General features: G+C 74.2%; 12 protein-coding genes and 1 riboswitch. Of the genes, 7 read left to right on the forward strand and 5 right to left on the reverse strand.

The window, feature by feature from the left end; genetic code table 11:
* Window positions 1-11: 11 nt before the first annotated feature.
* On the reverse strand, window positions 12-293 hold the full coding sequence (locus tag AB0442_RS10785; RefSeq protein WP_030262969.1) for an Lrp/AsnC ligand binding domain-containing protein: 282 nt from the start codon (window positions 291-293) through the stop codon (window positions 12-14).
* Entirely contained in the window at window positions 290-1,135 is an 846-nt protein-coding gene (locus AB0442_RS10790) for a rhomboid family intramembrane serine protease (protein WP_363546563.1), read from the reverse strand. Before AB0442_RS10790 ends, AB0442_RS10785 begins: the two co-directional genes overlap by 4 nt.
* 149 nt (window positions 1,136-1,284) lie before the next feature.
* Here AB0442_RS10790 and AB0442_RS10795 point away from each other — a divergent pair, with 149 nt between their 5' ends.
* From AB0442_RS10795 to AB0442_RS10820, 6 genes are all read left to right on the forward strand, one after another.
* Complete coding sequence (locus tag AB0442_RS10795) at window positions 1,285-1,557, forward strand: hypothetical protein (protein ID WP_363546561.1); 273 nt, start codon at window positions 1,285-1,287, stop codon at window positions 1,555-1,557.
* Window positions 1,558-1,785: 228 nt separating this feature from the next.
* Window positions 1,786-3,147, forward strand: a complete 1,362-nt coding sequence (locus tag AB0442_RS10800) for an NYN domain-containing protein (protein WP_344626720.1) — start codon at window positions 1,786-1,788, stop codon at window positions 3,145-3,147.
* 191 nt (window positions 3,148-3,338) lie between these two features.
* Window positions 3,339-4,367 (forward strand): NlpC/P60 family protein, encoded by a 1,029-nt coding sequence (locus AB0442_RS10805; RefSeq protein ID WP_344626715.1) that lies wholly within the window; start codon window positions 3,339-3,341, stop codon window positions 4,365-4,367.
* 359 nt (window positions 4,368-4,726) lie between these two features.
* A riboswitch (cyclic di-AMP (ydaO/yuaA leader) is annotated at window positions 4,727-4,915 on the forward strand.
* Between the two features lie 10 nt (window positions 4,916-4,925).
* Window positions 4,926-5,993, forward strand: coding sequence for an NlpC/P60 family protein (locus tag AB0442_RS10810; RefSeq protein WP_363546558.1), 1,068 nt, complete (start codon window positions 4,926-4,928; stop codon window positions 5,991-5,993).
* Window positions 5,994-6,230: 237 nt separating this feature from the next.
* A complete protein-coding gene (locus AB0442_RS10815) occupies window positions 6,231-7,289 on the forward strand; it encodes a C40 family peptidase (protein ID WP_366162095.1) in 1,059 nt (352 codons plus the stop codon).
* A 368-nt stretch (window positions 7,290-7,657) separates the two neighbouring features.
* The gene (locus tag AB0442_RS10820) at window positions 7,658-8,623 is read left to right on the forward strand and encodes a hypothetical protein (RefSeq protein ID WP_366162096.1); all 966 of its coding nucleotides are present in this window, start codon (window positions 7,658-7,660) and stop codon (window positions 8,621-8,623) included.
* Here the strand turns inward: AB0442_RS10820 and AB0442_RS10825 are convergent.
* Window positions 8,608-9,534, reverse strand: a complete 927-nt coding sequence (locus tag AB0442_RS10825; protein ID WP_366162098.1) for a PfkB family carbohydrate kinase — start codon at window positions 9,532-9,534, stop codon at window positions 8,608-8,610. The genes AB0442_RS10820 and AB0442_RS10825 overlap by 16 nt on opposite strands.
* 100 nt (window positions 9,535-9,634) lie before the next feature.
* Window positions 9,635-11,023 (reverse strand): glycosyltransferase 87 family protein, encoded by a 1,389-nt coding sequence (locus AB0442_RS10830; protein ID WP_344628132.1) that lies wholly within the window; start codon window positions 11,021-11,023, stop codon window positions 9,635-9,637.
* Window positions 11,024-11,213: 190 nt separating this feature from the next.
* Here AB0442_RS10830 and AB0442_RS10835 point away from each other — a divergent pair, with 190 nt between their 5' ends.
* Window positions 11,214-12,347 (forward strand): glycosyltransferase family 4 protein, encoded by a 1,134-nt coding sequence (locus AB0442_RS10835; protein WP_366162100.1) that lies wholly within the window; start codon window positions 11,214-11,216, stop codon window positions 12,345-12,347.
* A gap of 71 nt (window positions 12,348-12,418) precedes the next feature.
* Here AB0442_RS10835 and AB0442_RS10840 read toward each other — a convergent pair whose 3' ends face one another.
* On the reverse strand, window positions 12,419-14,212 hold the full coding sequence (locus AB0442_RS10840) for an AMP-dependent synthetase/ligase (RefSeq protein WP_366162102.1): 1,794 nt from the start codon (window positions 14,210-14,212) through the stop codon (window positions 12,419-12,421).
* Window positions 14,213-14,541: the final 329 nt, after the last annotated feature.

Consider the following 14,541-nt stretch of genomic DNA (forward strand, 5'->3'; position numbering starts at 1 on the left):
GGGGGGTGCACCTACTCGTCGAGGCCGAGGGCGAAGGCGGCTTCCAGGTCGTGCTGGGAGTAGGTGCGGAAGGCGATCTGGGTCTCGGTGTGCTCGACGCCCGGGACCTTGTTGACCTGACCGGGGATCACCTCGGCGAGGTCCTCGTGCTGCCGGACGCGGACCATCGCCACCAGGTCGTAGCTGCCGGTCACCGAGTAGACCTCGCTGACGCCCTCGATCGCGGCGATCGCCTCGGCGATCTCGGGGATCCGGTCGACGCTGGTCTTGATGAGGACGATCGCGGTGATCACTCTTCGGCTCCTGTGTGTGGGGTTCCGCCCAGCGTATCCGCCGTCAGGCGGCGCGTCTGCCCTGTCCGGGGCCGCACCGGGCGCGCGAGCAGCCACCCCGCGCTGAAGCCGATCACGTGCACCAGGTAGGCCACGCCCGGCACCGCCGGGCCCACCGGCCACCACTGCAGGGCGAACCACAGGCCGAGCACCAGCCAGGCCGGGAACCGCAGCGGCAGGAAGAACAGCACCGGCACCAGCGCGGTGACCCGGGCCCGCGGATAGCACCGCAGGTACCCGCCGAGCACCCCGGCGATCGCCCCCGAGGCGCCGACCAGCGCCCGCACCGACTCCGTGGAGTCCGACTCCGCCAGTGCCCAGCCGTACGTCGCCAGGTAGCCGATGCCCAGATAGAAGAGGAGGAAGCGCAGCCGTCCGAGGCGCTCCTCCACGTCCGGGCCGAAGACGTAGAGGAAGAGCAGGTTGCCCACCAGGTGCAGCCAGCCCGCGTGGACGAACAGCGAGCTGAGCACCGACAGGAAGGGGATCTTGTGCGGGGTGGGAGGGACGGTGCAGCCCGGCACCGCCGGGGGCAGCGCCGCCAGCCGGCCGGCGTCCAGCGGCCGGTTGGCGAGCAGCTCCGCGGGGACGGCCCCCCAGTGCTGCTCGAAGCGCTGCTCCGCGCAGACGCGGGCGTTGCCGGTGCCGTACCGCGGATTGAGGCCGAAGCTCGGGCCGGCCAGCAGGACGAGGGCGCTCAGCGCGATCAGCGCGTAGGTGACGACCGGCGTGCGCGCCGGCGCGGCGGCGTCCCGGCCCGCCGTTGCGCGCACGGGGGCGGGGACGGGGGCGGGGACGGCCATGACAGCGAGCATTCCTCGGTGCACCCGCGGTGACACCGCCCGGTGCTGCAAGCGGGTGACCTGTCCGCCCTTCAGGACCGGTGACCGCCGGAAGAGCCGCAGGCAATAGGCTTGGAGGACCGGACCCGGACCATCCGAGAGGACCTCCGATGACCATCGCCGCCCCCACCGCCGAGACCCGCTGGCGCTGCACGCTCTGCGGGAACCTCACCCGCTTCGACGTGACGCGCTCGGCCCGGGTGGTGGAGTACCTGCACTTCGACCTCGGCGGCGAGTCCAAGGTGGAGGAGACCGAGGTGCTCAGCGAGACCCTGGAGTCGGTCCGCTGCCGCTGGTGCAACGCGGTCGACCAGGTGGAACTGGTGGCCCGCCCCGGCGCCGACGCCGCCGAGCAGCCGGCCGAGGACGAGCCGAAGGCCTGAGCCTCGCGCTTCCGACACACCCCGGTGGAGCCCCTGGCGCCGCCGGGGTGTGTGGCACGGTGCCCGGCGGGGCACGGTAGACGGGACAATTGCACAGAGCGGTGCATTTCGAGGGCAGCGGCCACCGGCCGCGCGGGCCCGGGGACCAGAATCGGAGCCGAGGACGTGGTGGACGCAGCGAGCGGGCCGGCCGAGCCGCAGGGGCAGCAGCCCGCCGCGGACGCGGAGCTGCCGGACGCCGCCGGGGCCGGGCAGGAGCCCGCGGCCGGGGACGCACCGTCCGAGCAGTTGGACCGGCCGTTGCCCGAAGGGGTCCGCCGCCGGGTCGTGGGCATCGCCGCCGACGCGCTCGGCGCCATCCCGCCCGGCGAACTGCCCGCGGGACTGCGCCCGTACGCCAAGTTCACCCCGGCCCGGCGCGCCAAGTACGCGGCGACCGCGCTGGCCGCGGCGCTGGACGCGGAGCCGGTCTTCCGCGTCCGGATAGCCGATCGGCTGCGGCTCGGCCAGCCCGACCTGGTGAAGGCGCTGGAGTCCGGCGCGGTGCCGGCCGCCGCCGACCCGATGGACGTGGCCGCCGCCGCCTACCTGCTGCGCCCGGCCGGCTGGAGCCGGCTGGTGGTCGAGGCTGGCGACGAGGTCGAGCGGGCGGACGCCGAGGGCGCCGCCGCCGAGGCCGCCCGGGTGGTGGAGAAGCTGCAGGCCGAACTGACGGAGGTGCGCGCCGCCGCCCGCGCGGACCTGGACCGGCACCGAGCCGAGTCGGAGGGCGTCCGCCGGGAGGCGGAGTCGCTGCGCAAGCGCGTCCGGAGCCTGGAGAGCGACACCCGGCGGGCGCAGGCCGAGGCCCGCAAGCTGGCGACCGAGCTGGAGGCGGCGCGGGCCGCCGCGGCCGCCGAGCGCAGTGCGGCGGACGGCGAGGCCCGGCGGCTGCGGCACCGGATCACCGAGCTGGAGACGGCCGCCGAGGCCGGCCGGCGGTCGGCGCGCGAGGGCCGCAGCGTGGAGGACATGCGGCTGCGGCTGCTGCTCGACACGGTGCTGCAGTCGGCGCAGGGCCTGCAGCGCGAGCTGGCGCTGCCGGTGGCGCAGCTGCGCCCGGCCGACCTGGTGGAGGCGGTCGAGCCGGGCTCGGCCAACCCGCACGACGTGGCGCGCCGCGGTCTGGCGGAGGACGACCCCGCACTGCTCGACCAGTTGCTGGCGATCCCTCAGGTGCACCTGGTCGTCGACGGCTACAACGTGACCAAGACCGGGTACCCGACGCTGCCGCTGGAGCAGCAGCGGATGCGGCTGCTGGGCGGTCTGGCGATGCTCGCGCAGCGCACCCAGGCCGAGGTCACCTGCGTCTTCGACGGACAGGACCTCGACGTCCCGGTGATCATGGCGCCGCCGCGCGGGGTCCGGGTGCGCTTCAGCCGCACCGGGGAGACCGCGGACGAGCTGATCCGCCGCCTGGTGCGGGCCGAGCCGCAGGGCCGGCCGGTCGTGGTGGTCTCCACGGATCGGGAGGTCGCGGACGGCGTACGGAAGGCCGGTGCACGCCCGGTCGCGTCGATCCTGCTGCTCAACCGGCTCGCCCGGCCCTGACGGGCCGTCGGCCCAGGTGGAGGGCCGGGTGGCGGGGTTGTGTCGGGGTGGTGAAATCCAGCGTTCCGCGCCAAGTTCGCCCGGCACGGGAGTGGCGCAGGAGGCGGATCTTCACTAGGGTCTGGCGTCAAACCTATTTTCCGGACGTCCACCCGATCGGGTGAGTCCAGCAGGAAGAAGGAGCTAGTCCCTTGGCCTCCCACCGCCGTCCCAAGCAGCCGAGCCGCGCACGGGTCACCGTGCTCACCGCTGCCGCCGCGACCGCGGTCGCCCTGTCGGCCCAGGCCGCCGCGCACGCCGCGCCGGCGAAGCCGAGCAAGGACGAGGTGAAGGTCCAGGTCGACAAGCTGCTCGAGGAGCAGGAGCAGGCGGCCGAGAAGTACAACGGCGCCAAGGAGCGGGCCGACCAGCTCCGCAAGCAGGCCGACCAGCTGCAGGACCAGATCGCCCGCAGCCAGGAGCAGCTCTCCCAGGTGGCGTCGGGCCTGTCCGCGGTCGCGGCCGACGAGTACCGCACCGGCGGCGTCGACCCGACGGTCGCGCTGATGCTCTCCTCGAACCCGGACAACTACCTCGCGAAGGCGTCCAGCAACGAGCAGGCCACCGACACCCAGGCCTCGACGCTGAAGGGCCTGCGGGACCAGCAGCGCCGGCTGGACCAGCAGAAGCAGGAGGCCGCCGCCATCCTGTCCGAGCTGGACCGCTCCACCCAGGTCCTGAACGACGCCAAGTCGGAGGTCCAGAAGAAGCTCTCCGAGGCCCAGAGCCTGCTGAGCACGCTGACCGCCGCCGAGCGCGCCGCGGTCCTCGGCACCGACCGCGCCTCGCGCGGCGACAGCCGCTACGACCTGGGCAGCCTGCCGCCGGCCTCCGGCTACGCGGCCACCGCGGTCGCCGCGGCGATGGGCAAGCGCGGCACCCCGTACGTCTGGGGCGCCACCGGCCCGAACTCCTTCGACTGCTCCGGTCTGATGGTCTGGGCGTACGCCAAGGCCGGCGTGTCGCTGCCGCGCACCTCGCAGTCGCAGGCGAGCGTCGGCGCCCGGGTACCCTCCTTGGCCGACGCCCAGCCGGGTGACCTCGTCATCTACTACTCGGACGCCCACCACGTCGGCATGTACATCGGCAACGGCCTCGTCGTGCACGCGCCGCACACCGGCGACGTGGTGAAGGTGATGGACGCCGACACCCTGCCGATCAAGACGATCCGCCGCGTCTGACCCTCCGGTAGCAATTCGGACATAAGCCTCACCTGCGGCGTTTCTGATGCCGCATGACACGCCCGGGCGCGTCGTGATCACCGTGTGATCTCCGACACGCCCGGGCGTCGCGTTTTGTCCGCCGACGGGTGACATCGCGTCAGCCGAGCGTGGATCGCCGGTCACCGGCGGTCGCAATCACATTTTCGCGACAACATTTCCCCGTCGTTTTTCTGACAAGGATTTGAACGGATCACGGATCGGTTACTAGGGTCATCCCCACGGATCACCGCACAGTGGTTCGCCCAACCCGGGCGACGGCGGTGGTCGCCGCCGAGTCCGCGACGCAGCAGGACGGTCCCGACCGTCCACGGGGAGCCCCTGCGGGGGTGCTGTCGAACGGAGCCGGGGAACCACGTTTCCCCCGGGGTGAATCGGCGTCAGGTCGGCCGCGCCGGCCGGGCCGCGGTCGGACCGCGGACGGGCGGGTGCGGGCGTGAGGCGTCGTAGGGCAATGCTTCCGGCCCGAACCCGTCAGCTCACCCGGTAGGCGGTGTGAGGAAGAAGGAGTCCGCCTTCGTGGCGTCCCATCGTCGTCCCAAGCCCGTCGGCCGTACCCGCGCCTCGATCCTGACTGCGGCAGCCGCCACTGCGGTGGCCCTCTCCTCGCAGACCGGCGCGCACGCGGACCCGACCCCCACCAAGGAGCAGGTCGCGGCCCAGGTCGACCAGCTCAACGAGCAGGCCGAGGCCTCCAACGAGGCCTACCTCGCGGCCGAGCAGAAGCAGCAGGACCTGCAGAAGCAGGTCACCCAGCTGCAGGACCAGGTCGCGCGCCAGCAGGCGGAGGTCAGTGGCGTCCAGGGCCGCCTCGCCGAGGTCGCGGCCCAGCAGTACCGCGACGGCGGCATCTCGCCGACCGTCCAGCTGATGCTCTCCAGCAACCCGGGCGAGTTCCTGGGCCAGGCCGGCGCGGTCAGCCGGATGAGCGCCACCCAGGCCGACACCCTCAAGTCCTTCAAGGCCGAGCAGGCCAAGCTGGACGGCCAGAAGGCCGAGGCCGAGCACAAGCTCGCCGAGCTGGACACCAGCACCCGCGCGCTGAAGGCCAAGAAGGAGGAGTTCCAGGACAAGCTGGCCAAGGCCAGCGCCCTGCTGAACACCCTCACCCAGAAGGAGAAGGACGACCTCGCCGCGGCCGAGGCGAAGGCGGCCTCCGCGGCCAAGTCCACCGCGGACCGCGCCTCGCGGGACACCGCCCGTCCCGACCTCGGCAGTGCGGACGTGCCCTCGGGCTCGTACACCGCCAAGGCGATCGCGGCCGTAAAGTCCGCGCTGGGCGCCCCGTACGTGTACGGTGCGACCGGCCCGAGCACCTTCGACTGCTCCGGTCTGATGCAGTGGGCGTACGGCAAGGCCGGCGTCTCGATCCCGCGCACCTCGCAGTCCCAGGCCGGCGCGGGCACCAACATCGGCACCAACATCGCCAACGCCAAGCCCGGCGACCTGGTGATCTACTACAGCGACCAGCACCACGTCGGCATGTACGTGGGCGGCGGGCAGGTCATCCACGCGCCGCACACCGGTGCGGTCGTCCGCTACGTCTCGGCGACGGCCATGCCGATCTCGGCGATCGTCCGGGTCTGACGGCCCGTCCGGCGGCTCCCCGCGGGCCCGGCCCCCCTGTGGGGCCGGGCCCGCGGCCGTTGCCGCACCGGCGGCCCCGTCGGCAGAATGTCCGATTGAAGGTCAAATATTCGGTGCTGGCAGGGTTTGGACTAGCCCGGCCGGACTCGCTAACGTCTGCCCCCGGATGTCCGCGAGGACGCCCGCCCGACCCGGGCGGCGGCGGCCGTCCGTCCGCAGGAACGGAGCCGCCGCCGCATGTCCGCGCACCGACGCCCCCAACTGCCGGGCGGCCACACCCTCGCCCGGGCCCTGGTGCTCACGGCCGCGGCGACCACGGCCGTCGGCGCCACCGTCGGCACCGCGGCCCACGGCGCCCCCGCCGACCCCGGGCGGCGGACGGCCGACGTCCGGGCGAAGGTCGACCGGCTCTACGAGGAGGCCGAGCAGGCCAGCGAGCGCGCGAACGCCGCGGGGGAGGACCAGAAGCGCCTGCAGACCGAGGCCGGCCAGCTGCAGGACCAGATCGCCACCGGCCAGGAAGAGCTGAACGGGCTCTACACCGACCTCGCCACCGTCGCCGCCGCCCAGTACCGCGACGGCGGGCTCGACCCCTCCGTCCGCCTCATGCTGGAGTCCGACCCGGCCGGCTACCTCACCCGCGCCCGCGCCCTCGACCAGGCCGCCAGCCGGCAGAGCGACACCCTGCACCAGGTGCTCGACCGGCAGCGCCGGCTCGACCAGCGCCGCGCCGAGGCCACCGCCAAGCTCGCCGAGCTGGAAGAGGTCCGCCGCTCGCTCGCCGACCACAAGGACGAGGTCCGGCGCCGGCTCGGCGACGCCCAGCGGCTGCTCGGCGGCCTCACCACCGACGAACGCGCCCGGCTGGCCGCGGACGACGCCGCCGACGCGGCCCGCAGCGCAGCGCACGGCACCGACCGGATCGACCTCGGCGACCGGCCGCCCTCCTCCGAGCGCGCCGCCGCCGCCCTGGCCGCCGCGATCAGCCGGATCGGCTCGCCCTACGTCTACGGATCCACCGGCCCTTCCACGTTCGACTGCTCCGGTCTGATGTACTGGAGCTGGCGGCAGGCCGGAGTCACCCTGCCGCGCACCTCGCAGGCGCAGGCACACGCGGGGAGGCGAGTCAGCCTGTCCGAGGCGCGACCGGGAGACCTGGTGATCTTCTACAAGGACATGCACCACGTCGGCATGTACGCCGGCGGCGGCGTGGTCGTGCATGCCCCGTACCCCGGAGCCCGGGTCCGCTACGAGAGCGTCGCTGCCATGCCCGTCAGCGGGGTGGTGCGGGTCTGAGCGCCTTCCACCGGCAGCCCGGCCCGTCCGGCGGGGAGGCCGAGCCCCTGGTCACCGACCTGCCCCGGCGCGCCGCGGCGGGCCGGTCCGCGCTGCCCGCCGACGGCCGGATCTCCCGGCGCACCGCCCTGCTGCTGGCCGTCGGCGGCCTCGCCCAGCTCTCCGCGCCCCGCGCCCTGCCCGCCACCGGGGACCGGGCCGGCCTGTACCCGCAGGGCGCGCCGAGCGCCGGCGTCCGGGCCCGCGTCGAGGACCTGCTCGCCACCCGCGCCCGCGCCCTGCTGCGCGCCGACCGGTCCGCCCTGCTCGCCGGGACGGCCCCCGCGGCGCGGGCCGCACAGGAGCAGGCCGCCGTCCGGGCCGCCGCCGTGCCCTTCTCCGCCGTCGAGTACCGGATCAGCGGCGTCACCGAACCGGACGCCGACGGGCGGATCATCGTCACCGCCGGCCTCGCCCACCGGCTGCGCGGCGTCGACCAGCACCCCGCGGTGCTCTCCCGGCGGCTCACCTTCGACCGGGGCCCGGCCGGCTGGCTGCTCTCCGCGGACGAGCCGGACGGCAGCGCCGCCCTCTGGGACCTCGGCGAGGTCCGGGCGGCCCAGGGCGAGCACTGCCTGGTGCTCGGCCTCGGCACCGCCGAGGAGCTCGCCGGGCTGGTCGCCGTCGCCGACAAGGCGGTGCCCGCCGTCTCCGAGCTGTGGGGCCGGGAGTGGCCCGGCCGGCTGCTCGTCCTCACCCCGGCCACCGAGCCGCAGTTCGCCCGGATGCTCGACGTCGCCGCCGGCTCCTACCAAGGCATCGCCGCCGTCACCGTCGCGGCCGGCGGCGAGCCCGCCGCCACCCCCGCCGACCGGATCATGGTCAACCCGGAGGCCTTCCGCGGCCTCAGCGACCTCGGCCGGCAGGTCGTGATCACCCACGAGGCCACCCACGTCGCCACCCGCGCGGCCACCCGCAGCTGGACGCCGCTCTGGCTCTCGGAGGGCGTCGCCGACTACACCGGCTACCGCGGCGCCGGCCGCACCGCCCGCCAGATCGCGCCGGAGCTCGCCCGCGACGTCGCCGCGGGCCGGGTGCCTACCGCCCTGCCGGCCGACGCCGACTTCGCCGCCGGCGCCGCCGGCATCGCCCAGGCCTACGAGCAGGCCTGGCTCGCCTGCGAGACGGTCGCGCACCGCTTCGGACCGCAGCGCCTCGTCGCGCTCTACCGGGCGGTCGGCGCGATGGGCGACCCCGCCCGGCTGGACGGCGTCCTCCAGGCCGAGCTCGGTCTGGACCTGCCCGCCTTCACCAAGGCCTGGTCGGCCGAGCTGGTGCGTCAGCTGCGCCGCTGAGCGGCCGCCAGGCCCGCGGCGAGCCCCTCGCCGTCGATCAGGGCGCTGTGGGTGCCCGCCGCGGTGCAGGCGTGGGCGCCGGCCACCGAGCCCGCCAGCATGCACGCGTCCACCGGCCGGCCCGCCAGCCAGCCGGCGAGGAAGCCGCTGACGAAGGCGTCGCCGGCGCCGTTGCTGTCCACCACCGGCACCCCGGGGTCGACCGCCGGCACGTGCCGGACGGTGTCGCTCCCGCGCTCCAGCAGGTAGCTGCCGGCCGCGCCCGCGGTCGCGACCACCAGCCGCGCCCGGCCCCCGTCCAGCACCGAGCGCATCACCTCCTCGTGCCGCCCGGGGCAGCCCGCGGCCGAGAGGAAGACCAGGTCGGAGCGGAGCGCGTAGTGCCGGTGGTGCTCGTTCTCGCCGTCCCAGGCGTGCAGGTCGGTGGAGCTGGTGGCGCCGAGCCGCTCGATGTCCGGGTGCATGTCCCGGTTGACGTTGGTGATCGACAGGTGGACGTGCCGGGCCCGCTCCAGGAACGGCAGGTAGAAGGCGGCGGGCAGCCGCAGGTCGGCCGGGTGCCGGCCGTCGTAGAAGGAGAACCGCAGCCCGTCGGCGTCCACCAGGTTCACCCCGCGCGGGGTGCCCGCGGGGGAGACCAGGTGGTGGAAGTCCAGGCCCGCGCGGCGGAAGGCGGCCCGCACCAGCTCGCCCTGCGGGTCGTCGCCGAGGAAGTCGAGGAAGGAGGTGCGCAGGCCCAGCCGGTGGCAGCCGAGCGCGACCCCGCTGCCGGTGTGGCCCGCGTAGTCGTGCACCGGGGGCACCCCGAGCCCGTCGGACGCCGCGGGGATCTCCAGCCGGTCGACCCGGACGATGGTGTCCACGCCCGCACCGCCCACCACCAGGACGTCGAGGTCGGGGTCGTCGGGCATGCGGAACCTCCACGGGCGGCATCGGCTGACAGCGGACGATGCTGCCAGCCGCGCGGGCCGGCCTGCAAGGTCTTTCAGGAACTTGCAGCAGGGGGTGCGGTCAGGAGGTGGTCGCCGGACGGCCCACGGGGCGGTCCAGGTCGTCCAGCAGCGCCTGCTCGTACGCGATGCCCGGGCGCACCGGGTAGCCCTTCACGGGGGGCTCCGGCGGCAGCACCAGGGTGGCCTGGGCGTCCGGACCGCGGGTGGAGCGCCACAGCCGGCGGCAGGACAGCACCGTGGCCGCCAGCAGCAGCAGGTTCCGGGCGGTGAGCACGGCCACGCCCCACGGCTCGCTGTGCTGCACGGCGCCGAACAGGATCGGGAACTCGACGGTGGTCAGCACCGTCGCCGCCAGGATCAGCACCGCCACCGGCTTCTGCCGGGTGCCGCGCACCGTCAGGCAGACCGCGGCCAGGCCGACCAGCCACACCAGGTACTGCGGGCTGATCACCCGGCTGGTCACGGTGAACACCAGCAGCGCCGCCAGCGCCGCGTCGTACGGCGTCGACGGCTGCCAGCGCACCGCCCGCAGCCGCCACAGCAGCAGCCAGCCGAAGCCCAGCAGCGTGCCCGCGACGCACACCTTGGAGACCACCGGCACCCACGGGCCGAGCATCTCCAGCGAACCGTAGTTCATCGTCACCTGGCCGTCCCAGGCGCCGAACAGCTTGGCGAAGTGCAGCGGCAGCGCGCCCAGCGACTCCACCTCGATCCCGCGCTCCTTCTGGAACTTCAGGAACTCGAAGGCGCCGTTCATCCCCGCGGTCAGCAGGAAGCCCAGGGAGGCCGCCGTCGCGGCCGCCGCCGTCCACGCCCGGCGCGTGCGCCGCCCGCGCGGGGTGCCCGCCAGCGCCAGCACCGGCCACACCTTCACCAGCCCGCCCAGCCCCAGCAGGAACCCGCCCAGGGCCGGCCGGCGCAGCACCAGCAGCAGACCGCCCACCGCGAGCGCGGTGACGATGACGTCGTACCGGCAGTAGACCGTCGGACCGAGCAGCGGCACCCCCGCCACCCACATCCAGGCCCCGCTGAAGCTGCGGCCCCGCCGGGTGCCGACCCGCATCAGCGCGCCCACCGTCAGCGCGTCGAAGACGCCGCACAGCACGAAGAAGGAGACCAGGTAGGACCAGGGCAGCACGCCCGGCAGCAGGATCACCAGCGCCGCCCCCGGCGGGTACTGCCAGGTCACGTCGTCCAGCGGGAAGGTGCCCGTCCGCAGCACCTCGTACCAGCCGTGGTAGATCACCGAGACGTCGGAGCTCACGTCGGTGCCCGAGATCCGCAGCACACCGACGGCCATCAGCACGATCAGCACCCGGGTGACCACCCAGGACGCCCCGAGCGCCCACAGCGCGCCGCCGGCCGGTGCGGGCGGCGGTGCGCCGGTCAGGGCGAGGCGCTCGGTGCTGCTGGTGCTGCCGGTGCGCCCGGTCGGGGCCAACTCCACTGCGCTCCCTCGTTCGACTCGTGACGCCGGTCGCGGTGGCGCCCGCGCAACGGGGCCCCGGCACATAGGACCGGCCCGGACCGGAAACGGTTGCGCTGTGATCCTTCGTTCCCGGCGGGCCGTGGTGTTGACCTATGGTACGGATCACCGACCCCTGCACCATGCAACCCCCGACCGAGCGAGCCGTGGCATGCACAAGACCCTCATCGTCACCAACGACTTCCCGCCGAGGCCCGGCGGGATCCAGGCGTTCGTGCACAACATGGCCGTCCGCCAGCCCGCGGGTTCCATCGTCGTGTACGCCTCGACCTGGCGCGACGGCAAGGAGGTCGCCGAGTTCGACGCCCGCCAGCCGTTCCCGGTGGTCCGCGACCGGACGAAGATGATGGTGCCCACCCCGCGGGTGGCCCGGCGGGCCGCCGAGATCCTCCGTGCCGAGGGCTGCAGCTCCGTCTGGTTCGGCGCCGCCGCCCCGCTCGGCCTGATGGCCCCCGCACTGCGGCAGGCCGGCGCCCAGCGCCTCCTCGGCATGACCCACGGCCACGAGGCCGCCTGGGCCCAGCTGCCCGGCTCCCGGCAGCTGCTGCGGCGGATCGGCGCCGGCACCGACACCCTCACCTACCTCGGCGAGTACACCCGCAGCCGGATCGCCGCCGCGGTCGGCCCCGAGGCGGCCCGGCGCATGGTGCAGCTGCCGCCCGGCGTCGACGAGAAGACCTTCCGGCCCGACTCCGGCGGCGACGGGATCCGCGCCCGGCTCGGGCTCAGCGACCGGCCGGTCGTCGTCTGCGTCTCCCGCCTCGTCAAGCGCAAGGGCCAGGACACCCTGATCGAGGCCATGCCGCAGATCCTCGCGGCGGTGCCCGACACCGTCCTGCTGATCGTCGGCGACGGGCCCCACCGCGGCGACCTGGAGAAGCTCGCCGAGGCCCGCGGGGTCGCCGGCTCCGTCCGCTTCACCGGCGCCGTCCCGTGGGAGGAGCTGCCCGCCCACTACGGCGCGGGCGACGTCTTCGCCATGCCCTGCCGCACCCGGCGGGGCGGGCTCGACGTCGAGGGCCTCGGGATCGTCTACCTGGAGGCCTCCGCGACCGGCCTGCCGGTGGTCGCCGGGGACTCCGGCGGGGCGCCCGACGCCGTCCTGGAGGGCGAGACCGGGTACGTGGTGCCGGGGCGGTCCGCGGAGGCGGCGGCGGAGCGGATCGTGCGGCTGCTGCACGACGAGCAGCTGCGGCGGACGATGGGGGAGGCGGGACGGCGCTGGGTCGAGCGCTCCTGGCGCTGGGACCTGCTGGCACAGCGCCTGACGGGGTTGCTGGCCTAGACACGGGAAACCACCGAGGGGCGCGTGGGGGGTACCTCCCCCACGCGCCCCTGTTTCGGCTGAGCCGTGCTTCAGCGCTGGTAGATGGCCTCGACGTCGGCGGCGAAGTCCTTGAGGACGACGTTGCGCTTCAGCTTGAGGGAGGGGGTGAGGTGGCCGCTCTCCTCGGTGAAGGAGGTGTCGAGCAGGCGGAACTTCTTCACGGCCTCGGCGTGCGAGACGGCCTGGTTGCCGTCGTCCACGGCGGCCTGCAGGGCGGCCAGCAGGTCGGCGTCCTGGGCGAGGTCGGCGGGGGTGGCGCCGGCGGGCTTGCCGTTCAGTTCCTTCCACTTGCCGAAGAAGTCCGGGTCGAGGGTGATCAGACAGGCGACGAACGGCTTGCGGTCGCCGACCACCATGACCTCGCCGATCAGGGCGTGCGCCCGGATCCGGTCCTCGATCACGGCGGGCGCCACGTTCTTGCCGCCCGCGGTGACGATGATCTCCTTCTTGCGGCCGGTGATGGTGAGGTAGCCCTCGTCGTCCAGCGAGCCGATGTCGCCGGTGGCGAACCAGCCGTCCTGCAGGGCGTCGGCGGTGGCCTGCGGGTTGTTCCAGTACCCGGTGAAGACCTGCGGGCCCTTGAGCAGCACCTCGCCGTCCTCGGCGATCTTCACCGCGGAGCCGGGCAGCGGCTGGCCGACGGTGCCGATCTTCGGCTTGTCGTGCGGGTTGAAGGCGGTGGCCGCACAGGTCTCGGTCAGGCCGTAGCCCTCCAGGACGGTGAAGCCGATGCCGCGGTAGAAGTGGCCGAGCCGCTCGCCGAGCGGGGCGCCGCCGGAGATCGCGTGGGTGGCCCGGCCGCCGAGGGCGGCCCGCAGCTTGGCGTACACCAGCTTGTCGAAGACGAAGTGCTTGATTCTCAGGCCGATCCCGGCGCCGCCGGCGTCCAGGGCGCGGCTGTACGCGATGGCGGTGTCGGCGGCCTTGTCGAAGATCTTGCCCTTGCCGTCGGCCTGGGCCTTGGCGCGGGCGGTGTTGAAGACCTTCTCGAAGACGCGCGGCACGCCGAGGATGAGGGTCGGGCGGAAGGAGCCGAGCTCGGCGGTGACGTCCTTGATGTCGGAGACGTGGCCGAGCTTGATCGGCGCGATGGCGGCCGCGATCTCGGCGATCCGGCCGAGCACGTGGGCCAGCGGCAGGAACAGCAGGACGGAGCTCTCGCCGGTGCGGAAGAGCGGCTCCAGGCGGACGGTGACGTTGCCCAGTTCGGCCAGGAAGTTGCCGTGGGTCAGCTGGCAGCCCTTGGGGCGGCCGGTGGTGCCCGAGGTGTAGACGATGGTGGCGATGGTGTCGGCGTCCGGGACGGCCCGGCGCTCGGCGACCGTCCCGTCGGAGACCTCGCTGCCCGCCGCGGTGAGGGCGGCGACGGCGCCGTCCTCGATCTGCCAGGCGTGCCGCAGCTGCGGGAGGCGGTCCCGGACCTCCGCGAGGACGGCGGCGTGGCCGGCGGTCTCGGTGACCACCGCGACGGCGCCCGAGTCGCCGAGGATCCACTGCACCTGCTCGGCGGAGGAGGACTCGTACACCGGCACGGTGATCGCGCCCGCGCACCAGATCGCGAAGTCGAGCAGCGTCCACTCGTAACGGGTGCGGGACATCACCGCGACGCGGTCGCCCGGCTCGACGCCGGAGGCGATCAGGCCCTTGGCCACCGCGTGGACCTCGGCGAGGAACTGCACCGCCGTCAGGTCCTGCCACTGCCCGGCCACCTTCCGGCTGATCACGGCGACGCCGGGGTGCTGCGCGGCGTTCTGGTGGATCAGGTCGGAGAGGTTTCCCCCGCTCGGAACCTGGTAGCGGGCCGGAAGGCTGAACTCGAGCAAGACTGCTCCTCGTCTGCGACGCTGCGGGACGGCAGGACGTTACTGCTCGGTAGCCGGATTCGACCAGAGCTGTCGGCTCCGTTGTTCGAAGAGTCACACCGCGCAGGACCGGTGGGGATGGTTTCGTCTCGCACCCTACGGCAGCGGCCGCCCGACGCGTCGGTAGCCCCCGGTCCCCCCGCCGAACGGCGGGGCCGGGCCGCCTGCCGGCCGGTCCGCCCCGCCGCGGGCCCGCCGAGAGCCCTCCACGAGCCCCGATGCCCAGGGCGGCGCCCGGCGCGCACCCGCGGGCGCGATAGCCTGCCCTGGGCGCACATCTGAACAGACGC

Origin of the sequence: Kitasatospora sp. NPDC085895 (assembly GCF_040702125.1) — a bacterium.
Taxonomy (GTDB): domain Bacteria; phylum Actinomycetota; class Actinomycetes; order Streptomycetales; family Streptomycetaceae; genus Kitasatospora; species Kitasatospora arboriphila.